Genomic DNA, 20,542 nt, shown 5'->3' on the forward strand with positions numbered 1-20,542 from the left:
CCAATCGTCCGTCTCAGGCGGCGGACGTTAGCATCCGTGCCCGCGCGGAAGCCAGCGCGGATGAACGGCTGTCGCGGCTTTGCTGTGGAAAACTGGCGAAGGACCAGTTCAGACCAGTTCGGCGCGCAGCTTCTGGCGCAGGATATCGATCGGCACCAGCTTGCCCTCAACCTGCATGTGCCAGAACACCCAGCCATTGCACGCGGTGGCACCCATCACATGGGCGCCGATCTTGTGGATCGAACCCACGGCGTCGCCGGTGGCCAGGCTGCCATCGGCACGCACCTTGGCCGAGAAGCGACGCGAAGGATCGACCAGCACCGTGCCCGGCGCCAGCAGGCCGCGTTCCACCACCCAGCCGAACGGCACGCGCGGCTCGTCCTTCTTGGATCGAGTCACTTCCACATCGTCGCGCGCGGAAGGCTGCACCGTGCCAATGCGGCGCTCGGCGGCCTTGGCGTAACGCTGTTCGCGTTCGATGCCGATGTAATGCCGGCCCAGGCGCTTGGCCACCGCGCCGGTGGTGCCCGATCCGAAGAAGGGATCCAGGATCACGTCACCCGGCTTGGTCGACGCGATGATCACGCGATGCAGCAGGGCCTCCGGCTTCTGCGTCGGATGCGCCTTGGCGCCGTCTTCGCCGCGCAGGCGTTCGTTGCCCGAGCAGATCGGGATCAGCCAGTCCGACCGCATCTGCAGGTCGTCGTTCAGCGCCTTCATGGCATCGTAGTTGAAGGTGTAGTTGCGCGCCGCCTGGTCCTTGGCGCACCAGATCAGCGTTTCATGGGCATTGGTGAAGCGCTTGCCGCGGAAATTCGGCATCGGGTTGGTCTTGCGCCACACCACGTCGTTCAGCATCCAGAAGCCCAGATCCTGCAGCTGCGCGCCCAGGCGGAAAATGTTGTGGTAGCTGCCGATCACCCAGATCGTGCCATTCGGCTTCAGCAGGCGGCGTGCCGCCTGCAGCCAGGCTTTCGAGAAGGCATCGTAATCCGAGAAGGAATCGAACTTGTCCCAATCGTCGTCGACGGCGTCCACCACGCTGTCGTTCGGGCGGCGCAGTTCGCCGGAAAGCTGCAGGTTGTAAGGCGGATCGGCGAAGATGCAGTCGATGCTGCCTTCCGGCAGGCTGTTCATCTTGGCGATGCATTCGCCGATCAGGATCTTGTCCAGCGGCAGATCGGGATGCGGCAGGGCCTGGGCGATTTCGGCCTTGGCCGGCTTGGCCACCAGCGGCTTGGCGCGCGTGGCGCGGCGGCCAGCATCGGGGCTGGACTTGACCAGGCTGAGATGGCCCTTGCGAAGCGCCCTGCGGGCCGGGTCGGTGAGTGTCGGAGCCATCTGCGGATCATCCCCCTATAACGACCCGCAAGTCATTAGATTCTTTAGCTTATTAATTGGTTAATTCTATATCTAGAGTCATCTGCTGCTGCACAGGCGCAAAACCTAGTCGATGATGCGGCGAAATGCCGGCGCTCTTCAGTCCGGCCTGGTGCGCGGCGGTGCCGTAACCCTTGTTGCGGTCCCAGCCATAGGCCGGGTAACGGCGGTGCAGTTTCTCCATGGCGCGGTCGCGCACCACCTTGGCGACGATGGAGGCCGCCGCGATGGACAGGCTCAGTGCGTCGCCATCCACGATGGCGGTGGCCGGGCAGGCCAGATGCTTCGGGCAATGCTTGCCGTCGATCAGCGCATGCGCCGGAATCACGCGCAAGGCCGTCACCGCGCGCTGCATCGCCAGCATGGTGGCGTGAAAGATGTTCAGTTGCGTGATCTCGGCCACGCTGGCGCCGCCGACGCCGATCACGGCATGTCCAGCCATCGCCTGTTCGCGCAGCGCGGCGAACAGTACTGCGCGCTTTTCCTCGCTCAGCTTTTTCGAATCGTCGATTCCGGCCAGCAGGTCGCGATCCACGCGCCGGCGGTCAAGGATCACCGCGGCCGCCACCACCGGTCCGGCCAGCGGTCCGCGGCCTGCCTCGTCCACGCCGCAGACCGGTTTGCCTGCCGTACCGGCCAGTTTGCTTTCCCACGCGAAATCCGGCATCCGGCTGTCTCGCCCGCCCTGCTTCTGCCACGAAACCGCATTATATCGCGGGAACGGCCCGGCCGTCTTGCCCGCATCGGCCCCGCTGTGGAAAAGTCGGCCCAGTAGAGGTGGAGGACCATAATCCATGAGCGCGGCCCAGCAGTATCAGCATCATCCCGACGGCGAGATTCTCACCCGTCGCGACGGCGTGGTGTTTCTCATTGGCCTGAACCGGCCGGCCAAGCTGAACGGATTCACGCCCAAGATGCTGCGCGAGTTGGCTGCCGCCTATACCGCCTTCGAGGCCGACCAGGCAGCCCGCGTTGCCGTGCTGTATGCCGAAGGCCCGCATTTCACCGCCGGCCTCGATCTGCCCAAGGTCGCACCGCTGATGGGCAATAAAAACCTGCTGGTCGAGCCGGGGCAGATCGATCCCTGCAACAACCTGCCACCCTTCCGCACCAAGCCGGTGGTGGCGGCCGTGCAGGGCATCACCTTCACCATCGGCATCGAACTGATGCTGGCCGCCGATATCGTGGTGGCCGCCAGCGATTGCCGCTTCAGCCAGCTCGAGGTCAAGCGCGGCATCATGGCCACCGGTGGCGCCACCATCCGCATGGTCGAACGCGCCGGCTGGGGCAATGCCATGCGCTATCTGCTTACCGGCGACGAATTCGATGTCGCCACGGCGCTCAGGCTTGGCTTCGTGCAGGAGGTTACCGAGCCCGGCGGCCAATTGAAGGAGGCCATGCGCATGGCGCATCGCATCGCGGCCCAGGCGCCGCTGGCGGTCAGCGCCACGTTGCGCAACGCGCGGCTGGCGGTGGATGAAGGCCCGGCTGCCGCCGTGGCCGATTTCCATCCCACCCAGCAGCGCCTGATGGCGAGCGAGGACGTGAAGGAAGGCGTTGCTAGCTTCGTGGAAAAGCGCGCTGCCGTGTTCGGGGGGCGCTGAGGCGATGCTCCGTCGTTTCCTCATTGCCGTTCTGCTGGCCTGCGGATTGATCCTGCCGGCCGTCGCGCCGGACAGGGCGGCGGCGCAGATTTTCATGTCGCCCGAGGATGCGAAGAAACTCGGCGCGCAGGAACATCCGAAAATCCTGAAGGAATTCGGCGGCCCTTATGATGATCCGGCCATCGGCGCCTATGTCGCCGGCATTGCCGGGCGCATCGCCGGCCAGTCGGGCCAGCCCGCCTCCAGCTTTACCTTCACGGTGCTCAACTCGCCGGTGGTGAATGCCTTCGCTTTGCCGGGCGGCTATGTCTACATCACGCGCGGCACGCTGGCGATCGCCAACAACGAGGCCGAGGCTGCCGGCGTGCTGGGGCACGAGATCGGCCATGTCATCGCGCATCATTCGGAAAAGCGGTACGACAAGTCGGTCTTCACCAATCTGGGCGTCGCCGGCGCCTCGATCCTCGGCTCGATCTTCCTCGGTTCCGGTGCCGGCGACCTGATCGGTCAGGTCGGCCAGATCGGCGGCGGCGCCTATCTGGCGGCCTTCAGCCGCGAAAACGAACTGGAAGCCGACACGATCGGTGTGAAACTGCTGTCCCGCGTCGGCTATGCGCCCGATGCCCAGGCCGCTTTCCTGCAATCCTTGAGCGACTACAGCGACCTGGCGACCAAGATGGCGGGTCAGGCCGGGCGCGACCGCATGAACGATCTGTTCGCCACCCATCCCGGCGGGCCGCAGCGCGTGCGCGAGGCGATGGCGGCGGCCAATGAATTCCCCGCCAGCCCGGTCTATCGCCGCGACGAATATCTCGACCGCATCAATGGCATGCTCTATGGCGACGATCCGAAGGAAGGCGTGGTGCGCGGCACCACCTTCATGCATCCCGATCTGCGCCTGAGTTTCTCGGTGCCCGATGGTTGGCGCATTTCCAACACCAGCGATGCGGTGATCGCCAGCGGCAGTGGCGGCAAGCTGCAATTCGACATCGAGGGCGACAAGCGCAAGCTGCAATCCTCACGCAATGCGCTGGATTATCTCACCCGCCTGTGGGTGCCCAACCTGCGCTTGTCCAATGCCGAGGCGATCACGGTGGGCGGCATGCCGGCGGCCACCGGTTCGGCCCGCGTGCAGATGAAAAGCGGCGGCAGCGCCGATGTGCGCTTCGTCGCCGTCGGCTTTCCCACCGATGCGATCCTGCGCTTTGTGATCATCGCGCCAGCCGGCGGATTGTCGAAGATCGAGCCGGCGATGATCCGCAGCGTGAACACGCTGAAATACCTGTCCGAGGCCGAGGCCAAGGCGATCAAGCCGCTGCGCCTGAAGGTGGTGACGGTGCAGCCGGGAGACACGGCCGAGAAATTTGCCGAACAATTGCCCTTTGGCCGCTTCAAGCTTGAACAGTTCCGCGTGCTCAACGGCCTGCGCGAAGGCGAGACGCTCAAACCGGGCGAACGGGTGAAGTTGGTGGAGTGATGAATGCGGGATGGATGCCGATGCGCTGACGCGCGCGCCGGGTCCCATTGGCAAGCTATCAGATGCTTACGCCTGATTCGGCTGCAGTCCCGGCACATCGCCCAGGTGACGGCGCAGGCGTTTCAGCGCCTGGTGTTCCAGTTGCCGCACGCGTTCCTTGGAAATGCCAAGCTTGATGCCCAGCCGCTCCAGCGTCACGTTGCCCTCGCTGTAGAACCGCGCCTGCACGATCATGCGCTCGCGCTCGGGCAGGGCGGCGACGGCCTCGCCCAGCCAGCGATTGCGCAGCCGCGTGTCGCGCTGGGCGATGGTGGTTTCCTCAGGGTTGGGGCGCTCGTCCACCAGCAGCTCCTGCCAGTCGGTTTCGCCATCCTCGCCGATCACGGCATTCAGCGAACGGTCGCCGGCCGCCAGCCGGCTTTCCATATGCATCACGTCATGCTCACTCACGTTCAGTTGGCGGGCGAGCTGGCGCCGGCCTTCGACGGTCAGTGCATCGCGGCCGCCGCGCTCGATCTTGGCGCGCAGACGGCGCAGGTTGAAGAACAGCGATTTATGTGCCGCCGTCGTGCCGGTGCGCACGATCGACCAGTTGCGCAGCACGAAATCCTGGATCGCGGCGCGGATCCACCAGGCCGCGTAAGTGGCAAAGCGCACGCCGCGTGCGGGCTCGAAGCGCGCGGCGGCCTGCATCAGGCCAAGATTGCCTTCCTGGATCAGGTCGTTCAGCGGCAGGCCGTAATGGCGGAAGCGCACGGCGGTCGAGATCACCAGCCGCATATGCGGCGCCACCAGTTTGTGCAGGGCGGTCTGGTTCTGGGTCTCGCGCCAGGCGCCGGCCAGTTCGGCTTCTTCCTCGGGCGAGAGCAGAGGCAGCCGCATGGCGCGGCGCACGAAGGCGCGGTCGCTGGCCTCGGTGGAAGTGACACTCCGCGCAGAAGCAGTCCGGTCTGGGGTCATGGCAGCCTCGCTGGTCTGCCAATTCTACGCCCGTTTGCGGCTCGTGGATCACCTCACGCTTGCGTGTGCCTGTCACGCTCTCGTGAATGCCGGATCCGGTGCTTTCATCCTGGCATGGGGCGGCCGCCAGGGGCCCGCGATATTGCTGCATAAAAAGCGGGTGACGCGGCCATCGGCGTCGCGCAGCGGTAACATGATACGTTGCCATGATTCCACGGCGATATGCGGCGGCGGAAAGTGGTGGGTGTAGAGCGACTGACGCCGCAGGCAGGCGGTCCGGTACAGCGCGCGGAAAAACAGCGACACGTAATTGCCGCCGTCGATTTCGGAAATCCGCCGGCCGGTCATGTCGCTGCCATAGGTCTCGGCAACCTTGGTGCCGTACAGGCGAAAAACGCCGTCCCAGCCGTCGTCGACCATGTCGATCAGCACGATATGGCCCAGCGCCGGTTTCATGCCGAATGGCGAGATGCTGTCGGCCGCCGGCAAATCCGCGCCCGCGCGCAGGCTCTGCCAGTAATCGATCAGGAAGGAAATCTGCGGACAGTCGCAGACCGTGCTGGACGGCGACCATACCAGGGCGTCCAGCCTTGCCCCGTGTTCGGCGAAATAATCGTCGAGCAGATCGCGCCGGTCGGCCAGCAGGGCTTCGGCAAGGGTTTCCATGACGGCGCGATCATTCATCCTGCAAGGCATAGCAAGATGTGGACGCTTCATCCAGCGATGGTTGCGGCGGGTAACAAGAAGCTAGGCCGGCGAGAAGATGTCAGATGGCAAAACTCTCGACGATAGCGCCGTCCAGCGAGAAGCAGGCCACATTGAGCGGCCCGCCGAACCCGGCGCCGCCATCCAGGCAGCAGGTGAAGGCGTCCAGATGGGCGCCCTCGCCGCGCGGGTTGCAGCCGCTGATCACGCGACGGAAGCCGGCATAGGGCTGGTTCAGGTTGCGGAAGGCGGGCGAGCCCCACCACAGATGATCCGACTGTCCGGCCAGCGGCGCGGCCGGGTCGATGCCGGCATGCACGAACAGCAACTCGCCGCCCGCGGTATAGGCCGCGCGGCGGAAACAGCCGAACAGGTCGTCATGGCCGGGATGCTGGCGGATCGCGGCGCGCAGCGAATTGGTCCAGCGGCTGATGCCCAGCGCGCCCTCGCGCAGGATGCCGCGCACCTGGGTCGGGTCCATGCCATAACCGCGCAGCACCGGCTCCAGCCCGTGGCGCAGCATCCAGTCGAACACCTCGCCTGGGCCGGGCGCGAACTGGATCTGCAGCAGCTTGCGCCACATCTCCTCCTGCGCGCCGCGCAGATAGACGATGTCCTCGGGCTCGGCACCGGGCAGGCAGAGGAAATCGCGCCGAAAGGCCAGCAGTTCGTCCAGGGTGGTGACGGTGTCCCGGCCTTGGCCGATCATGTTGCCCATGTAGACCAGACGGTCGCCGGGCAGCAGCCGCGCGGCCAGCTCGTTATGGGCATCGCGCAGGCGGTCGACTTCGGCATGGATGGCAGCCATGGCCCAGACGCGCCGGCTGCTGCGCAAAATGGCAAAGGCTTCGGACGCGGATGCAGCCGGAGAAGACGCAGCTTGGGATGACGCGGCCTGGTGGGATGACGCAGCAGGCGTTGCGGGGGCGCCGGAGGCGGCGCCAGGAGAAGCGGGGGCGGGATACAGCGCGGACAAGTCCCTAACGAATCGGCCAATGAAAAGCGGGTCCGGCAACCGATGCTACCGGACCCGCTGCAGAATGCGAAGCGAAAAGCCGTGTGATTTTTTCGCGTCCGGAGCGATGCGTGGCGCGCCGGCCCGGTACGGACATCAGGCCGCCGCGAAAGGCATCAGGCGATCTTGAGGATCTTCTCCAGCTTCTTGGTGGCCGAATCCTCGTCGATCCGCTCCACCGCGGCCAGTTCGCGCACCAGGCGGTCCAGCGCCGATTCATAGATCTGGCGCTCGGAATAGCTCTGGTCGGGCTGGCCGGCATTGCGATGCAGGTCGCGCACGACTTCCGCGATCGAAACCGGATCGCCGGAATTGATCTTGGCTTCGTATTCCTGGGCGCGGCGGCTCCACATGGCGCGTTTGATGCGGGCGCGACCCTTCAGGGTATCCAGCGCGGTGCGCATTTTCTGCGGCGAACTGAGTTTGCGGATGCCCACCGAATTCACCTTCGACAGCGGCACGCGCACGGTCATCTTGTCGCGCTCGAATTCCACCACCATCAGGTCCAGCTCAAAGCCGGCGATCATCTGGCGCTCGATGCGCAGGATCTTGCCCACGCCATGGGTCGGATACACGACATGGTCGCCGGCGGCGAAATCCACCTTCACCTTGGCCGGCACGGGCTTGAGCTGCATCGGTTTCTGCTGCTGCTGCACCGGTTTGGGTTCGGCGGCGGCCGGCTTCACCGGCTGCGGCAGCGGCCGCGAGGGCGGTGCCGAGACGGCCATCGGCTTCGACGGCCGGGCCGGCACGGGCATGGCCTTGGCGGCGGGCTTCGCCGCTGGCTTGGCGGCTTCGATCTTCTTCTTGGCCGGCGCGGCGGCGGCCGGCTTGGCAGCCATTTTCGGGGCGGCCGGTTTCGGCGCAGCGGTCTTGGCCGCCGGTTTGGCGACGGGTTTGGCGACGGGGGGCTTGGCAACGGGTTTGGCCTTGGCCGCCGGCGCCTTGGCGGCGGGCTTGGCGGCCGGTTTCGCGGCGGCCGGCTTGGCCGGGGCCTTGGCTTTCACCGGCTGCTTCACCGTGGCCGGCTTCTTCGTCGCGGCCGCCCTGGCTGCGGCCGGTTTGGCCGCCGGCTTCTTGCCGGCCGGGGTCTTTTTGCTCACAGGGGCTTTCTTCGCGGCTTTGGTCACTGGCCACCCTCGCTTCATGTCAATCCATCCGACCCATCGTCGCGCCCTGTATCGGGAAGAGAGGGGCCCGACCAAATACGGGAGTGTCAGGGTCCGGAGACCCTGTGCAAAATCCGCGCTGGTCGAAACCAATCTCTCGAGCGCAACCTGAAGCTGCAATTCATGATCCGCAGTCCAGGAGCCGGTCCCACCCACCCGGTATGATCGCCGGGTGAGGTTATTGTTCCGTTACATAATATACCACAGCCCGGGCGGGGTGCACAGCAATGAACAGGACGCGCAACACGGCAGCGTTGCGCGCTATAGTGGAAATCCGGGCTTTCGAAGCGGTTTTGGCGGTCGGTAAGGCTTACTTGTTGCCTTCGCCCGGGTTGGGGCTGAAATGCTGCTTGAACTTGTCCGGCACGCCTTTCCAGCTGTCGGCATCAGCCGGAGCCTGGCCCTTGCGGGTGATGTTGGGCCATTTGGCGGCATAATCCCGGTTCATCTCGACCCAGGCCTCGGCCCGGTTGTCGGTATCGGGCAGGATGGCCTCGGCCGGGCATTCCGGTTCGCAGACGCCGCAATCGATGCATTCGTCCGGATTGATCACCAGCATGTTCTCGCCGACATAGAAACAGTCGACCGGACAGACCTCGACGCAATCCATGTACTTGCACTTGATGCACTGCTCGGTCACGACGTAGGTCATCGGCGGAACCCTGGAAAAGCTGGCTTCGGTTGGGCTGCCTGATATGGGGCGGCAGCGGCGCGTGGGGTAGCACAGGGGCAAATCCCGGTCAATTATTCGTATACATACAGTATCGGATCAAGCGGATTCCGCAGGATGCGCCGCGATGCCGCAGATTCATTCTGAGGCTGCGGGTTGCCGGCCGCCGGTCTCAAGGAACGGCTTCGTAGCTCGCCTGTGCTTCCGGGGCCGGACCGCGCCGGGCCGGCAGGCTGAGCACGCGGACCACTTTCACCCCGGCCGGCAGCGGCAGGGTCAGCACATCACCTACCCGCACCAGGGCGTGGGATTTGTCCACCACACGGCCGTTGATGCGGATGCGGCCCTTGCCAGCCAGCTTCTGGCCGATCGCCCGCGTCTTGCAGAAGCGGGTCAGCCACAGCCACTTGTCGAGCCGCAATGCGCCCTGTTCGGTGTCGTCGTCATCGTTCATCGCCGCGAGTATATCGCGATGCGTCGCCGCACTTAAGCGGCCGCCGTGGTCTCGGCCAGCCAGCCCACCACGCCACGCAGGGCCTCGATGCGGCTGGCTCCTTCTTCGTCACGCAGGCGGCGATACAGCGCCACCTGCTGGGCCGCCGAAGTGCCGCGCTGCAGGATGGTGCGGGCATGCGTCACTTCCGTCATGCAGCCCAGCGCCTCGGCATCCTCGGCGATCAGCTCCAGCATGGCTTCGATGATGTCGGCGAATGGCACGACGCGGCGGGCATTGAAATCGATCAGGCCCTCGGTGGTGCCGTAACGCTGGGCGCGCCAGCGGTTTTCCTCGATCAGCAGGCGCGTATGGTTGCGCCAGATGCCGTTCAGATCGGGCAGGCGCCGCAAGGCGCGCACCAGGCAGCGATAGATCGCGGCGATGCACAGCGTGTCTTCCAGATGGGTGCAGGAATCGGCGATGCGCAGCTCCAGCGTGGGGAAACGCAGGCTTGGCCGAATCGCCCACCAGACATGGCTGGCATCCTCGATTACGCCGGATGAAACCAGCGTGTCGATGAAGCTGTTGTAATCGGCCAGATTGACGAAGAAATCGGGAATGCCGGTGCGCGGCAATTCGTCATAGGCGGCCAGGCGATAGCCCATCAGGCCGGTGGCGTGCTTGCGCCAGAAGGGCGAGGAAGTGCTCAACGCCAGCAGCACCGGCAGAAACGGCAGGATACGGTTCATCACATCGATGCGCACATGCGGGTCGGTGATTTCCACATGCACATGCAGGCCGCACATCATGTTGCGCATGGCCAGGAATTTCAGGTCGTCGGCCAGCTTGTGATAGCGCGGCTTGTCGGTCGGCTGCTGCTCGTTCCATTCCGCCATCGGATGGGTGCCGGCAGCAAAAACCTCCAGGTCGAATTCCGCCGTGGCATCGCGCAGGGCGCGGCGATAGCGGCGCAGATGGCTGCGCGCCTCGTCCAGCGAATGGCAGACCGGCGTGGCAATCTCGATCTGCGATTGCAGCAATTCAGGCGTCACCTGTTCGCCCAAGGCGCCGCGGGCGCGGCGGATCAGGGCCTTGGGCATGCGCGATACCGCGTTCTTGGTGTCGCGTTCGGCCAGGAAATATTCTTCTTCGATGCCGATGGGATAGCCGACGCTCATCGGAACCTCCTTACGCAATGTCGCTGCAATCAAACAGGCAGGGGGAATCCCGCGGGCAGGGCTGTTGTGTGTTGTGCTTGCGCCTGCTGCCGGACCGGGCCTATTTCCCCGTTCAATAAGGCCGGAATATGGCGGCCGGGCGGTTTCCAGCCGGTACCCGCCGGCATAAAGGGCAGGGCCGCCGCTGGCGCCCATCATGGGCCTGCGATAGATTTGCAACTATGACAGACCGCCAACGCACGCTCATCCTCACCGGCGCCAGTCGTGGCATCGGCCATGCCACCGTGAAGCGCTTCTCGGCGGCCGGCTGGCGCGTCTTCACCGTCTCGCGACAGCCATTTTCGGAGGATTGCCCCTGGGAGGGCGGCGCCGAAAGCCATGTGCAGATGGATCTCAACGATATCTCTACCCTGCCGGCGACGATTGCCGATCTGAAAAAGCGTCTGCCCGACGGCAAGCTGGATGCCCTGGTCAATAACGCGGCGATCTCGCCGAAAGGTCCCGGCGGATCGCGGCTCGGCGTACTGGATACCGATCTGGCCGCGCTGATGCATGTCTACAACGTCAACCTGTTCTCGGTGGCTTTGCTGGCCAAGGGCCTGTTCGACGAGCTGAAGGCCGCGCAGGGCTCGATCGTCAACGTCACCTCCATTGCCGGCAGCCGCGTGCATCCCTTCGCCGGCATGGCCTATGCCACCTCCAAGGCGGCTTTGGCGGCGCTGACCCGCGAGATGGCCTGGGAATTCGGGCCGCATAACGTGCGGGTCAATGCCATCGCGCCGGGTGAAATCGACACTTCGATCCTTTCGCCGGGCACCGACGAGATCGTGCGCCGGGAAATCCCCATGCACCGCCTGGGCAAGCCCGAGGAAGTGGCCAGCACGATCTATTTCCTGTGCACCCAGACCTCGTCCTATGTGAACGGGGCGGAAATCCACATCAACGGCGGCCAGCACGTCTGATAATTCCCGCCGGGGCTTGTGGTTTTGCCCGGGGTGGATTAGCCTTAAACACATTCCGGCAGCGTAATATACGGGATTGCGCCGACGAGGCTGCATAACCCGGTTCAGAAACGCCGTCTGGCCCATATCGGCTAATTCCGAGGTAACCGTGCTCAAGGGCAAACGCATCCTGCTGGTGATTTCGGGTGGCATTGCTGCCTACAAGTCGCTTGAGCTGATCCGCCGCCTGCGCGAACGGGGCGCGAGCGTGCGCTGTGCGATGACCAGCGCGGCCGAGCATTTCGTCACCCCCATGAGCGTCTCTGCCCTGAGTGGCGAAAAGGTCGCGAGCGATCTCTTCTCGCTGACCGATGAAGCCGAGATGGGGCATATCGAACTCTCGCGTGATGCCGACCTGCTGGTGGTCGCGCCGGCCACCGCCAACATCCTCGCCCGCATGGCCCAGGGTCTGGCCGATGACATGGCCACCACTTTGCTGCTCGCAACCGATAAACCGATTCTGGTCGCGCCGGCGATGAACGTGCGCATGTGGGTGCATCCGGCCACCCAGCGCAATGTCGAGCAGCTCAAGAAGGATGGCGTCGCCTTCATCGGGCCCAACGACGGCGAGATGGCCTGCGGCGAATTCGGTCCCGGCCGCATGGCCGAACCGCTGGAAATCGTCGCCGCCATCGAAAAGTATTTTGGCGAGGCGCAGCTCGGCAAGCCGCTGCCGCGCCATCTCACGCTGGTCTCGGCGGCCCGCCCCGCACCCATGCCGGCCAGCGTGCAGCCGCTGTCCCAGGCGCGGACCCAGGCATTGAAAGGCCGCCGGATCATCGTCACCTCCGGCCCCACGCACGAACCGATCGATCCGGTGCGCTACATCGCCAACCGTTCCTCGGGCAAGCAGGGTCATGCCATCGCCGCAGCCCTGGCCGCCCAGGGCGCCGAGGTCACTTTGGTCAGCGGCCCGGTCAACCTGCCCGACCCGCCGGGTGTAAAGACCGTGCATGTGGAATCGGCGCGTGAGATGTTTGAGCATTGCTTCCTCGCGCTGCCGGTCGATGCCGTGGTCTGCGCCGCCGCCGTGGCCGACTGGCGCGTGGCGGTGGAAGCGCCGCAGAAGCTGAAGAAAAGCGGCGACCTGCCGCCCACGCTTAAATTAGCCGAGAACCCGGATATCCTGCGCGCCATCGCCACCACCGACCCCAAGCGCCGGCCGGCGCTCGTGGTCGGCTTCGCCGCCGAGACCGAGAATGTGGTGGCCTATGCGCGGAAGAAGCTGCAATCGAAAGGCTGCGACTGGATCGTGGCCAACAATGTGGCGGAAGGCACCGGCACCTTCGGCGGCGACCGTAACACCGTGCATCTGGTGCGTGGCGAATCCGTTGAGGCCAAAGCTTCAGTGGAAGATTGGCCGACCATGAGCAAGCAGGATGTGGCGGCCCGGCTGGCCGACCGCATCGCCGCGTATTTCAACGCCCCCGGCAAGAAGAAAGACAAGTCCGCATGACCGCTCCGTTGCATGTGCCGCTGAAACGCCTGCCCCATGGCGCCGACCTGCCGCTGCCGGCCTATGCCACGGCCGATGCCGCCGGTCTCGATCTGCTGGCGGCTTTGGCCGAACCGGTCACGCTCAAGCCTGGCGAGCGCAAGCTGATCCCCACCGGCCTCAGCATTGCCGTGCCCCCGGGCTTTGAAGCCCAGGTGCGGCCGCGTTCCGGCCTTGCATTGAAGCATGGCGTCACCGTGCTGAACGCCCCTGGCACCGTGGATGCCGATTATCGCGGCGAGGTTGGCGTGATCCTGATCAATCACGGCGACCAGCCTTTTGTGATCAACCGCGGCGAACGCATCGCACAGATGGTGGTTGCCGCCTACAGCCGCGTCGAATGGATCGAAGCGGCGGAATTACCGCAGACCCAGCGCGGCGCCGGCGGCTTCGGTTCGACCGGCACCGGCACGGGTGCTGCGGCCAAGACAGCCTGAGGAGACGACGACAATGCTCAAGTGCACGCGGCGTACCATGCACGCCCTGGAAGCGGTGGTGGATATCGCCTTTCACGCGCGGCCCGAACCGGTGCAGTCCAAGGATATCGCCACCCGCCAGGGTGTGCCGCAGCGCTATCTGGAACAGGTGATGCAGCATCTGGTGCGCAACGGCATCCTCAAGGGTGTGCGCGGCCCGCGTGGCGGCTACACGCTGGCGCGCGAACGCCGCCGCATCACGGTGGGCGAGGTGGTGCGCATCGTTTCCGAACTGGATGCCGATGGCGATGACGATTTCTCGGCGGGTTCGGAACTCGGCCGCCGCACCGTGCAGCCGATCTGGGAGGAATGCCAGGCCGTGCTGATGGCGCGTGTCGACAAGATCACGCTGGAGGATCTTTGTGATCGCGCCGAAACGGCCGGTTTTGCCGCCGAGCTGGAAGGCGCGGATAATTTTGCGATCTGACGCGTTGAGTCCTGATCCCAGGCCCAGCGAGTAAATCGAAAGAACGGGAGGAATCATGACGCAGGCGCGCCCCAACAGCATCCGTCCGGCCAATCCGCCGCGTGGCCGGGTTTACGACTCCATCGTCGATACCATCGGCGCCACGCCGCTGGTGCGCATCAACCGTCTGGCGCAGGAGGCGGGGGCCAAAGCCGATCTTCTGGCCAAGCTGGAATTCTTCAACCCGCTGAGTTCGGTGAAGGACCGCATCGGTATCGCCATGATCGAGGCGATGGAGCAAAGCGGCCAGCTCAAGCCCGGTGCCACCATCGTCGAGCCCACCTCGGGCAATACCGGCATCGCGCTGGCTTTCGTCGCCGCCGCCAAGGGATATCGCCTGATCCTGGTGATGCCGGAAAGCATGTCGATCGAACGCCGCAAGATGCTCAAGTATCTTGGCGCCGAACTCGATCTCACGCCGGCCGGCATGGGCATGAAGGGCGCGCTGGCCCGCGCCGCCGAATTGCTGAAGGAGATTCCCGGCAGCGTGATGCCGCAGCAATTCGAGAATCCGGCCAACCCCGAGATCCATCGTCACACCACGGCCGAGGAAATCTGGGCCGACACGGCAGGCAAGGTGGATGTGGTGATTTCCGGCGTCGGCACCGGCGGCACGCTCACCGGCATCGGCAGCGTCTTGAAGAAGAAAAAGCCGTCCCTGCGCATGGTGGCAGTGGAACCCGAAGACAGCCCGATGATCTCGGCCGGCAAGGCTGGTCCGCACAAGATCCAGGGCATCGGTGCCGGCTTCATCCCCGGCAATCTCGACACGTCGCTGATCGACGAGGTAATCACCATCGGCAACGAAACCGCGTTCGAGACCTCGCGCCGCATGGCGAAGCTGGAAGGCATTCCCGCCGGCATCTCCTCGGGTGCCGCCATGGCTGCCGGTCTGGAAGTCGCGTCTAGGCCGGGCATGGACGGCAAGACAGTGGTTGTCATCATCCCGTCCTTTGCCGAGCGTTATCTCTCCACCGCCCTGTTCGACGGGCTCTGAGATCGTGGCGGCCTTCGGCAAGGACGAACTGGAGCGTTACGCCCGCCACATCATCCTGCCCGAGATCGGCGGCGCGGGGCAGCAGAAGCTGAAAACCTCGCGTGTGCTGGTGATCGGCGCCGGTGGCCTGGGCTCGCCCTTGCTGCTCTATCTGGCGGCGGCCGGCGTGGGCACGCTGGGCATCGTTGACGACGACATCGTCTCGCTGTCCAACCTGCAGCGCCAGGTGCTGCACGGCACCGAACGCATCGGCATCAAGAAAACGGAAAGCGCCGCCGTCTCGTTGGCGGCGCTCAATCCGCATGTGCGGGTGATCGAGCATACCACGCGGCTGACACCGGAAACCGCCGACGCCCTGATCGGCGGCTATGATCTGGTTGCCGATGGCAGCGACAATTTCGATACCCGCTTCCTGGTCAACGACACCTGCTATCGCCTGAAGAAAACCCTGGTGACCGCGGCGATGCTGCGCTTCGACGGCCAGCTCTCCACCTTCAAGGCGCATCAGGGCGCGCCGCATCCCTGCTATCGCTGTGTCTTCCCCGAACCGCCGCCACCGGGCAGTGTGCCGGCCTGTTCAGAAGCCGGCGTGCTGGGCGCCCTGGGCGGCGTGATGGGCAGCCTGCAGGCGCTGGAAGTGGTGAAGGAACTGCTTGGTCTGGGCGAGAGCCTGTCGGGTCGCCTGCTGCTCTATGACGCATTGCGCGGCGACGTGCGCACCGTGAAACTGCGCCGCGACCCCCAATGCCGCACCTGCGGCGACACCTGACCGATTGCGTGACATGAGCGTTGAGTACCATGCCCGTTGAGTATGACGCGGCCGCCGGCGAGGAAATCATTCGCGGCCGCTGGCCTGAGTTGGAGGATGCCCGGCAGCAATTGCTGCTGCGCCGCTGGGCCGAGTGGCGCGGCGAAGGGCGTCTGGTGCCGCCACGTCTGGTTCCGGCGCGCAGCGCCGTCGATCCGTCCTCGATCATTCCCTGCCTGCCGGAATTGTGGATCTTCCGCCTGAGCGAGGACCGCAGCCATGTGGTCTGTTCCCTGGCCGGCGACCGGCTGAACGAGGCCTGGGGCTTTTCCATCATGGGCAAGACGCCGATGGATCTCTGGGGGCCGGAACAGGGCGGCCTCGCCAACGAGCGGCTCAAGCGGGTGGCGCTGCTGCCCGCCATCCTGCATGGCACGTCCAGCCTCACGCCCACCACCGACATTCCGGGCACCCGCTTGGCGCGGCGGCTGATGCTGCCGCTGTGCGACGATGCCGGTGCGCCCTATGGCGTGATCGGCCTGACCCTGTTGGGCTACGATCGCCGGCGCGACCAGCCTCAGGCCGCTCCGATGCTGGTGCGGGCCTGGCGCTATCCTTGCGCCGACCTGCCGGCGGGCTTGCCGCCTGAAGCTCCCGCCGAGATACCGGTGGCAGACTAAAACCAGAAGTAAAGCTTTCCGGTTGCGGCTCGACGATAGCGCGAGCTTTGCGTAGCATGATGCGGGTATGGAGCAGTCATCGGATTTACCGGCTGTCGCGGACCAGCGCGAGCTGGAGCAGGACGGCCCCGGGCAGGGCAGTCAGGTCGCCCCGCCGGGCATCTGGCCGGTTTTCGCCGACGCGCGGTTCAGCCTGCTGCTGCGCCACTGGGCCGAAGGACGAAAGGGCATTGCCACGCCGCGCGATGCCATCGACCCGGCGGCGATCAAGAGCTGCCTGCCCCATGTCTACATGTTCCGCTTCCGCGCCGAGGACGGCAGTTTCATCTGCACCCTGGCCGGCGAGAAGGTCAGCGAGGCCTGGGGGCATGCGATGATCGGCCGCCAGCCGCAGGATTTCATGCCGGCCGCCAGCGCCGCCACCGCACTGGCGATCTATCGCCGCATCGTCACCGAACCGGCCGTGCATGTCGGCCACCGCCCGATCACGCCGCGTGTCCTGCCGGAGAAGGCCGCCGACCGCCTGGTGGTCCCGCTGACCTGGCCCGATGGCCGGCCCTGGGGCATGCTCGGCCTGTCGATCTATCACTACAATCCGGTCACCCAGGCCGGCCACCCGCCCCATGTGGGGCCGGACGTGACCTATTTTCCCTGCGTCGCCCTGCCGCCGGACCTGCCACCGGCCCCCTGATCCGGGGGTGATTGGCGGCATACTGCGACGGATTGTCGCAGTCTCCGGCCGGCTCACGCCCCGACGGACAGGGCGCAGAATCCCGGATCACGACTGCGCCGAATAGCCCATGAAAAACCATTGTTTGCAAAGGGCTTGATTTGGCAGATGCAATCGATTCGCAATTGATGCCGGGTCCCCGGGCGGCTTGACGCTGGGCAGGCCGGTTTCTATGGTGCCGGCGCTTTCCGGGGGTGGCGGATTCCCTCAGGCCGGAGCTTATGCCCATGGCTGACGATACCCGATCGCCCAAACCGGACAGCAGCGGCCCCTCGCGGCCGCCGGTGGATGATGGCAGCCACGCCGATCTGGCGCGGCTGGAGCAGAAACTGGCGGATGTGCAGGGGCGCCGGGGGGCAGACCAGCGGCCGGAGGCGGATCCCCGCCAGATGCAGCAGGTCGGCAAGGCCTGGTCGCTGGCGATCGAGATGGTCGCCGCGGTGGCCGTGTCCCTCTTTATCGGCTGGTGGGTTGACCGCTGGTTCGGTACGGCGCCCTGGGGTCTGCTCGGGTTCATTCTGCTGGGCGTCGCCGCGGCCTTGTGGTCGGCGATCCGCACGGCGCTGGTGATGCAGGCGCGACAGCAGGCCAAACAGGCCGGCGAGACGCGCGAGACGAAGTAGGAAAGGGGTTTACGGTGGCCGAGTCCCATAGCCCGCTCGATCAGTTCAAGGTCAAGTGCCTCGCGCTTTGTGGCGAGGGCGGCCAGTTGCAGGCCTTCTCCTTCACCAACGCCTCGCTGTTCATGGTGCTGGCCACCATCGGCGCCACCCTGCTGATGGTCTATGGCATGCGCCAGCGCAGCCTGGTGCCGGGCCGCCTGCAGTCGCTCGCCGAACTGTCCTACGAATTCGTCGCCGGCATGGTGCGCGAGAATGTCGGCCCCAACGGCCGTCAGTATTTCCCGTTCATCTTCTCGCTGTTCATGTTCATCCTGTTCAGCAACATGCTGGGCATGATCCCCTACAGCTTCACGGTCACCAGCCACATCATCGTCACCTTCGCGCTGGCCATCGTGGTGTTCCTCGGCGTCACGCTGGTCGCCATCGCCCGCAACGGCATTCACTTCTTCACCCATTTCATGCCGGCCGGCGTGCCGATGTGGCTGGCCCCGGTGATCGTGCCGATCGAGATCATCTCCTATCTCTCGCGCCCGATCTCCCTCAGCCTACGTCTGTGCGCCAACATGCTGGCCGGTCACACCACGCTGAAGGTGTTTGCCGGTTTCGTCGTCTCCATGATCGGCATGGGCGGCGCGCTGTCGGTTTCGGGCATCCTGCCGCTGATCATGGTCACCGCGCTCACCGCGCTGGAATTCCTGATCGCCTTTCTGCAGGCCTATGTGTTCGCCATCCTGACCTGCCTCTATCTGGCCGAGGCGGTCAACATGGAACACCACTAAGCATTTTCGTTCAGTTCAACCAGACTACCAGTTCAAACCTAGAAAGGATGAGTATCATGGATCTTGCTTCTGCCAAGATGATCGGTGCCGGCATTGCGGCGATCGGCATGGGCGGCGCGGCGATCGGCGTGGGCCTGATCTTCGCGAACTTCCTCAACGGCGCGCTGCGCAACCCGGGCGCCGCCCCGAAGCTGTTCGGCAACCTGATGCTGGGCTTCGCGGTGACCGAAGCGCTCGGCATCTTCGCGCTGCTGATCGCGCTGCTGATCCTGTTCGTCTGAGTTAAATGCCTCAGCTCGATACAGCCACTTTCCTGCCGCAGCTCGTCTGGCTGCTGATCACCTTCGTCATCCTCTATGTGTTGATGGCGAAGGTGGCTCTGCCGCGCGTGGCTGAGGTTGTGGACGGGCGCAAGAAGCGTCTCGAACACGACCTGGAAGAGGCAGCCCGGCTGAAGCGCGAGACTGAGAAGGCCATCGCCGAATATGAACAGGCCCTGGCCCAGGCTCGCGCCAAGGCTCAGGGCATTGCCGGCGACACCCGTGCGAAACTCTCGGCCGATGCGGCCGCGTTGCGCGCCCGGGTGGATGCCGAGATCGCCGAGCAGACCAGGACGGCGGAAGCCCGCATCCAGGCGGCCAAGCAGCAGGCGCTGAGCCAGCTGACCTCGGTCGCCGCCGATGCAGCCTCCGACGTGGTGGCCCGCCTCAGCGGCACGGCGCCGGCGGCCGATGCGGTGAAAGCCGCCGTCGGCCAGGCCATGGCCAAGCAGAACTGACGGATCGGAGAGCCGCATGTTCCACGATCCGACATTCTGGGTACTGGTTGCCTTCGTCCTGTTCTTTGCCCTGATCTTCTATCTGAAGGTGCCGGGCAAGGTGATGGGTCAGCTCGACGAGCGCGCCGCCAAGATCAAGCGCGATCTCGACGAAGCCGAGAAGCTGCACCAGGAAGCGCAGCAGCTTTTCGCCGAGTATCAGCGCAAGCAGCGTAACGCGCTTCGGGAAGCCGAGGAGATCGTCGCCGCCGCCGAGGCCGAGGCGAAAACCCTGCTTCGCGAGGCCGAGGCCGACCTGAAGGTCAGCCTGGAACGCCGCCGCAAACAGGCCGAGGACAAGATCGCCCAGGCCGAAAAGCAGGCTTTGCAGGAAGTCCGCGCCACCGCGGTCGAGGTGGCGATCGCCGCCGCCGCCCAGGTGCTCGGCCAGGCGCTGCAGGGTCCCGCCGCTGCGGCCCAGATCGACCGCGCCATCGGCGAGGTCAAGGCCAAGCTGCACTGATCCGCGTTTCGCGATAACGCATATGAAAAGGGCCGCAGCGATGCGGCCCTTTTTCGTTTATTGTCATAACAACAAAGTACGTCATGCTCGGGCTTGACCCGAGCATCCACGATTTTTTCAGTTTCAAGACGTGGATGCCCGGCACAAGGCCGGGCATGACGATCATTCGAATAAGCTTGCGCCTCAGTCCACCACGCCGCAATAAACGCGATACAGGCGGATCGTCTTATGAGTTCTTCCGCAGGCTTCAGTCGATGCGTTCGATCCGTATCACAAGCATGCCTGGGTGAAAGAAAACATCGGCGTTTCCTATGATCTGGCCGACGGGTATGAAGCCGGGATCGGGCTCAATGCCGTTCACGTAATAGATGGAAAATCCTGTCGTGCGCCAGACCCCAAGCGTGCCGGGATGAAAGTCGCGTTGACGTGGAACCTCCGGCAGCGAGCTCGGCAAATACCCGAATAATTCTTGTCCGTTTTGATTGTACATCTCGAGTATCAACGGGAGCATGCGGGCGAACGCCCGACCTGCATCGTTGTCGGCCAGGCGCGCGGTACGGCTGCCCCAATTCGAAAGAATGCGGATTTGTTCCTGTGCCAATGCATGGGCCGGCATAACGGCAAGCAGGCACAGGATGATGACGCATATTCGGTGAAATCGCATGAACTCTGC

The 20,542-nt window shown here is 64.9% G+C and carries 25 protein-coding genes; 15 read left to right on the top strand and 10 right to left on the bottom strand.

The features are described from left to right. Nucleotides 1-108: 108 nt before the first annotated feature. On the bottom strand, nucleotides 109-1,137 hold the full coding sequence (locus tag ACE3OO_RS10350) for a site-specific DNA-methyltransferase (RefSeq protein ID WP_374304682.1): 1,029 nt from the start codon (nucleotides 1,135-1,137) through the stop codon (nucleotides 109-111). A gap of 256 nt (nucleotides 1,138-1,393) precedes the next feature. Continuing rightward, nucleotides 1,394-2,047: a ribonuclease HII gene (locus ACE3OO_RS10355; protein WP_374302504.1), complete on the bottom strand. Its 654-nt coding sequence runs from the start codon at nucleotides 2,045-2,047 to the stop codon at nucleotides 1,394-1,396. A 127-nt stretch (nucleotides 2,048-2,174) separates the two neighbouring features. Here ACE3OO_RS10355 and ACE3OO_RS10360 point away from each other — a divergent pair, with 127 nt between their 5' ends. Both ACE3OO_RS10360 and ACE3OO_RS10365 read left to right on the top strand, forming a co-directional pair. After that, entirely contained in the window at nucleotides 2,175-2,984 is an 810-nt protein-coding gene (locus ACE3OO_RS10360) for a crotonase/enoyl-CoA hydratase family protein (protein ID WP_374302507.1), read from the top strand. 4 nt (nucleotides 2,985-2,988) lie between these two features. Further along, the gene (locus ACE3OO_RS10365) at nucleotides 2,989-4,461 is read left to right on the top strand and encodes a M48 family metalloprotease (protein ID WP_374302508.1); all 1,473 of its coding nucleotides are present in this window, start codon (nucleotides 2,989-2,991) and stop codon (nucleotides 4,459-4,461) included. Between the two features lie 66 nt (nucleotides 4,462-4,527). On the opposite strand, the gene ACE3OO_RS10370 is transcribed toward ACE3OO_RS10365, so the two are convergent. The 7 genes from ACE3OO_RS10370 to ACE3OO_RS10400 form a co-directional block, all read right to left on the bottom strand. Further along, the gene (locus tag ACE3OO_RS10370; protein ID WP_374302510.1) at nucleotides 4,528-5,421 is read right to left on the bottom strand and encodes an RNA polymerase factor sigma-32; all 894 of its coding nucleotides are present in this window, start codon (nucleotides 5,419-5,421) and stop codon (nucleotides 4,528-4,530) included. 72 nt (nucleotides 5,422-5,493) lie between these two features. Beyond that, the gene (locus tag ACE3OO_RS10375; protein ID WP_374302512.1) at nucleotides 5,494-6,087 is read right to left on the bottom strand and encodes a PAS domain-containing protein; all 594 of its coding nucleotides are present in this window, start codon (nucleotides 6,085-6,087) and stop codon (nucleotides 5,494-5,496) included. 100 nt (nucleotides 6,088-6,187) lie between these two features. Next, a complete protein-coding gene (locus tag ACE3OO_RS10380) occupies nucleotides 6,188-6,934 on the bottom strand; it encodes a hypothetical protein (RefSeq protein WP_374302513.1) in 747 nt (248 codons plus the stop codon). Between the two features lie 323 nt (nucleotides 6,935-7,257). Then, on the bottom strand, nucleotides 7,258-8,244 hold the full coding sequence (locus ACE3OO_RS10385; protein ID WP_374302515.1) for a CarD family transcriptional regulator: 987 nt from the start codon (nucleotides 8,242-8,244) through the stop codon (nucleotides 7,258-7,260). A 376-nt stretch (nucleotides 8,245-8,620) separates the two neighbouring features. Beyond that, nucleotides 8,621-8,962 carry a ferredoxin FdxA gene (fdxA, locus tag ACE3OO_RS10390; protein WP_374302517.1) on the bottom strand — a complete coding sequence of 114 codons (342 nt, stop codon included), beginning with the start codon at nucleotides 8,960-8,962 and terminating at the stop codon, nucleotides 8,621-8,623. 190 nt (nucleotides 8,963-9,152) lie between these two features. Then, the gene (locus ACE3OO_RS10395) at nucleotides 9,153-9,434 is read right to left on the bottom strand and encodes an RNA-binding S4 domain-containing protein (RefSeq protein ID WP_374302519.1); all 282 of its coding nucleotides are present in this window, start codon (nucleotides 9,432-9,434) and stop codon (nucleotides 9,153-9,155) included. A 32-nt stretch (nucleotides 9,435-9,466) separates the two neighbouring features. Continuing rightward, a complete protein-coding gene (locus ACE3OO_RS10400) occupies nucleotides 9,467-10,594 on the bottom strand; it encodes a carboxylate-amine ligase (RefSeq protein WP_374302521.1) in 1,128 nt (375 codons plus the stop codon). A gap of 221 nt (nucleotides 10,595-10,815) precedes the next feature. Between ACE3OO_RS10400 and ACE3OO_RS10405 the strand changes: the two genes are divergently transcribed. The 13 genes from ACE3OO_RS10405 (at nucleotide 10,816) to ACE3OO_RS10465 (ending at nucleotide 19,869) form a co-directional block, all read left to right on the top strand. After that, entirely contained in the window at nucleotides 10,816-11,556 is a 741-nt protein-coding gene (locus ACE3OO_RS10405; RefSeq protein WP_374302524.1) for an SDR family NAD(P)-dependent oxidoreductase, read from the top strand. Between the two features lie 148 nt (nucleotides 11,557-11,704). Next, complete coding sequence (gene coaBC, locus ACE3OO_RS10410) at nucleotides 11,705-13,051, top strand: bifunctional phosphopantothenoylcysteine decarboxylase/phosphopantothenate--cysteine ligase CoaBC (protein WP_374302526.1); 1,347 nt, start codon at nucleotides 11,705-11,707, stop codon at nucleotides 13,049-13,051. Next, nucleotides 13,048-13,527 (top strand): dUTP diphosphatase, encoded by a 480-nt coding sequence (gene dut, locus ACE3OO_RS10415; protein ID WP_374302528.1) that lies wholly within the window; start codon nucleotides 13,048-13,050, stop codon nucleotides 13,525-13,527. Before coaBC ends, dut begins: the two co-directional genes overlap by 4 nt. Before the next feature lie 13 nt (nucleotides 13,528-13,540). Continuing rightward, nucleotides 13,541-13,993: an Rrf2 family transcriptional regulator gene (locus tag ACE3OO_RS10420; protein ID WP_374302530.1), complete on the top strand. Its 453-nt coding sequence runs from the start codon at nucleotides 13,541-13,543 to the stop codon at nucleotides 13,991-13,993. Between the two features lie 55 nt (nucleotides 13,994-14,048). Then, entirely contained in the window at nucleotides 14,049-15,029 is a 981-nt protein-coding gene (gene cysK, locus ACE3OO_RS10425; protein WP_374302532.1) for a cysteine synthase A, read from the top strand. Between the two features lie 4 nt (nucleotides 15,030-15,033). Next, entirely contained in the window at nucleotides 15,034-15,798 is a 765-nt protein-coding gene (locus ACE3OO_RS10430; protein ID WP_374302533.1) for a ThiF family adenylyltransferase, read from the top strand. Nucleotides 15,799-15,827: 29 nt separating this feature from the next. Then, a complete protein-coding gene (locus ACE3OO_RS10435; protein WP_374302535.1) occupies nucleotides 15,828-16,457 on the top strand; it encodes a PAS domain-containing protein in 630 nt (209 codons plus the stop codon). Nucleotides 16,458-16,524: 67 nt separating this feature from the next. Next, nucleotides 16,525-17,148 (top strand): PAS domain-containing protein, encoded by a 624-nt coding sequence (locus tag ACE3OO_RS10440; RefSeq protein ID WP_374302537.1) that lies wholly within the window; start codon nucleotides 16,525-16,527, stop codon nucleotides 17,146-17,148. Nucleotides 17,149-17,414: 266 nt separating this feature from the next. Continuing rightward, nucleotides 17,415-17,810, top strand: a complete 396-nt coding sequence (locus ACE3OO_RS10445) for an AtpZ/AtpI family protein (protein WP_374302539.1) — start codon at nucleotides 17,415-17,417, stop codon at nucleotides 17,808-17,810. Between the two features lie 14 nt (nucleotides 17,811-17,824). Next, nucleotides 17,825-18,589, top strand: a complete 765-nt coding sequence (locus ACE3OO_RS10450; RefSeq protein WP_374302541.1) for a F0F1 ATP synthase subunit A — start codon at nucleotides 17,825-17,827, stop codon at nucleotides 18,587-18,589. Nucleotides 18,590-18,645: 56 nt separating this feature from the next. After that, nucleotides 18,646-18,870 (top strand): F0F1 ATP synthase subunit C, encoded by a 225-nt coding sequence (locus tag ACE3OO_RS10455; RefSeq protein ID WP_144068315.1) that lies wholly within the window; start codon nucleotides 18,646-18,648, stop codon nucleotides 18,868-18,870. Nucleotides 18,871-18,875: 5 nt separating this feature from the next. Continuing rightward, a complete protein-coding gene (locus ACE3OO_RS10460) occupies nucleotides 18,876-19,367 on the top strand; it encodes a F0F1 ATP synthase subunit B' (RefSeq protein ID WP_374302543.1) in 492 nt (163 codons plus the stop codon). A gap of 16 nt (nucleotides 19,368-19,383) precedes the next feature. Further along, nucleotides 19,384-19,869, top strand: coding sequence for a F0F1 ATP synthase subunit B (locus tag ACE3OO_RS10465; protein WP_374302545.1), 486 nt, complete (start codon nucleotides 19,384-19,386; stop codon nucleotides 19,867-19,869). Between the two features lie 247 nt (nucleotides 19,870-20,116). Here ACE3OO_RS10465 and ACE3OO_RS10470 read toward each other — a convergent pair whose 3' ends face one another. After that, the gene (locus ACE3OO_RS10470; RefSeq protein WP_374302547.1) at nucleotides 20,117-20,533 is read right to left on the bottom strand and encodes a cyclophilin-like fold protein; all 417 of its coding nucleotides are present in this window, start codon (nucleotides 20,531-20,533) and stop codon (nucleotides 20,117-20,119) included. Nucleotides 20,534-20,542 lie beyond the last annotated feature (9 nt).

This window comes from Ferrovibrio sp. (assembly GCF_041906005.1).
Lineage (GTDB): Bacteria > Pseudomonadota > Alphaproteobacteria > Ferrovibrionales > Ferrovibrionaceae > Ferrovibrio.

What these genes read in the sequence shown, in the direction of transcription:
- ACE3OO_RS10350 (WP_374304682.1), bottom strand. Translation starts at nt 1,137, where the DNA reads ATGAACAGCCTGCCGGAAGGCAGCATCGACTGCATCTTCGCCGATCCG.
- ACE3OO_RS10355 (WP_374302504.1), bottom strand. Translation starts at nt 2,047, where the DNA reads ATGCCGGATTTCGCGTGGGAAAGCAAACTGGCCGGTACGGCAGGCAAA.
- ACE3OO_RS10360 (WP_374302507.1), top strand. Translation starts at nt 2,175, where the DNA reads ATGAGCGCGGCCCAGCAGTATCAGCATCATCCCGACGGCGAGATTCTC.
- ACE3OO_RS10365 (WP_374302508.1), top strand. Translation starts at nt 2,989, where the DNA reads ATGCTCCGTCGTTTCCTCATTGCCGTTCTGCTGGCCTGCGGATTGATC.
- ACE3OO_RS10370 (WP_374302510.1), bottom strand. Translation starts at nt 5,421, where the DNA reads ATGACCCCAGACCGGACTGCTTCTGCGCGGAGTGTCACTTCCACCGAG.
- ACE3OO_RS10375 (WP_374302512.1), bottom strand. Translation starts at nt 6,087, where the DNA reads ATGGAAACCCTTGCCGAAGCCCTGCTGGCCGACCGGCGCGATCTGCTC.
- ACE3OO_RS10380 (WP_374302513.1), bottom strand. Translation starts at nt 6,934, where the DNA reads ATGGCTGCCATCCATGCCGAAGTCGACCGCCTGCGCGATGCCCATAAC.
- fdxA (WP_374302517.1), bottom strand. Translation starts at nt 8,962, where the DNA reads ATGACCTACGTCGTGACCGAGCAGTGCATCAAGTGCAAGTACATGGAT.
- ACE3OO_RS10395 (WP_374302519.1), bottom strand. Translation starts at nt 9,434, where the DNA reads ATGAACGATGACGACGACACCGAACAGGGCGCATTGCGGCTCGACAAG.
- ACE3OO_RS10400 (WP_374302521.1), bottom strand. Translation starts at nt 10,594, where the DNA reads ATGAGCGTCGGCTATCCCATCGGCATCGAAGAAGAATATTTCCTGGCC.
- ACE3OO_RS10405 (WP_374302524.1), top strand. Translation starts at nt 10,816, where the DNA reads ATGACAGACCGCCAACGCACGCTCATCCTCACCGGCGCCAGTCGTGGC.
- dut (WP_374302528.1), top strand. Translation starts at nt 13,048, where the DNA reads ATGACCGCTCCGTTGCATGTGCCGCTGAAACGCCTGCCCCATGGCGCC.
- ACE3OO_RS10420 (WP_374302530.1), top strand. Translation starts at nt 13,541, where the DNA reads ATGCTCAAGTGCACGCGGCGTACCATGCACGCCCTGGAAGCGGTGGTG.
- cysK (WP_374302532.1), top strand. Translation starts at nt 14,049, where the DNA reads ATGACGCAGGCGCGCCCCAACAGCATCCGTCCGGCCAATCCGCCGCGT.
- ACE3OO_RS10435 (WP_374302535.1), top strand. Translation starts at nt 15,828, where the DNA reads ATGCCCGTTGAGTATGACGCGGCCGCCGGCGAGGAAATCATTCGCGGC.
- ACE3OO_RS10440 (WP_374302537.1), top strand. Translation starts at nt 16,525, where the DNA reads ATGGAGCAGTCATCGGATTTACCGGCTGTCGCGGACCAGCGCGAGCTG.
- ACE3OO_RS10445 (WP_374302539.1), top strand. Translation starts at nt 17,415, where the DNA reads ATGGCTGACGATACCCGATCGCCCAAACCGGACAGCAGCGGCCCCTCG.
- ACE3OO_RS10455 (WP_144068315.1), top strand. Translation starts at nt 18,646, where the DNA reads ATGGATCTTGCTTCTGCCAAGATGATCGGTGCCGGCATTGCGGCGATC.
- ACE3OO_RS10460 (WP_374302543.1), top strand. Translation starts at nt 18,876, where the DNA reads ATGCCTCAGCTCGATACAGCCACTTTCCTGCCGCAGCTCGTCTGGCTG.
- ACE3OO_RS10465 (WP_374302545.1), top strand. Translation starts at nt 19,384, where the DNA reads ATGTTCCACGATCCGACATTCTGGGTACTGGTTGCCTTCGTCCTGTTC.
- ACE3OO_RS10470 (WP_374302547.1), bottom strand. Translation starts at nt 20,533, where the DNA reads ATGCGATTTCACCGAATATGCGTCATCATCCTGTGCCTGCTTGCCGTT.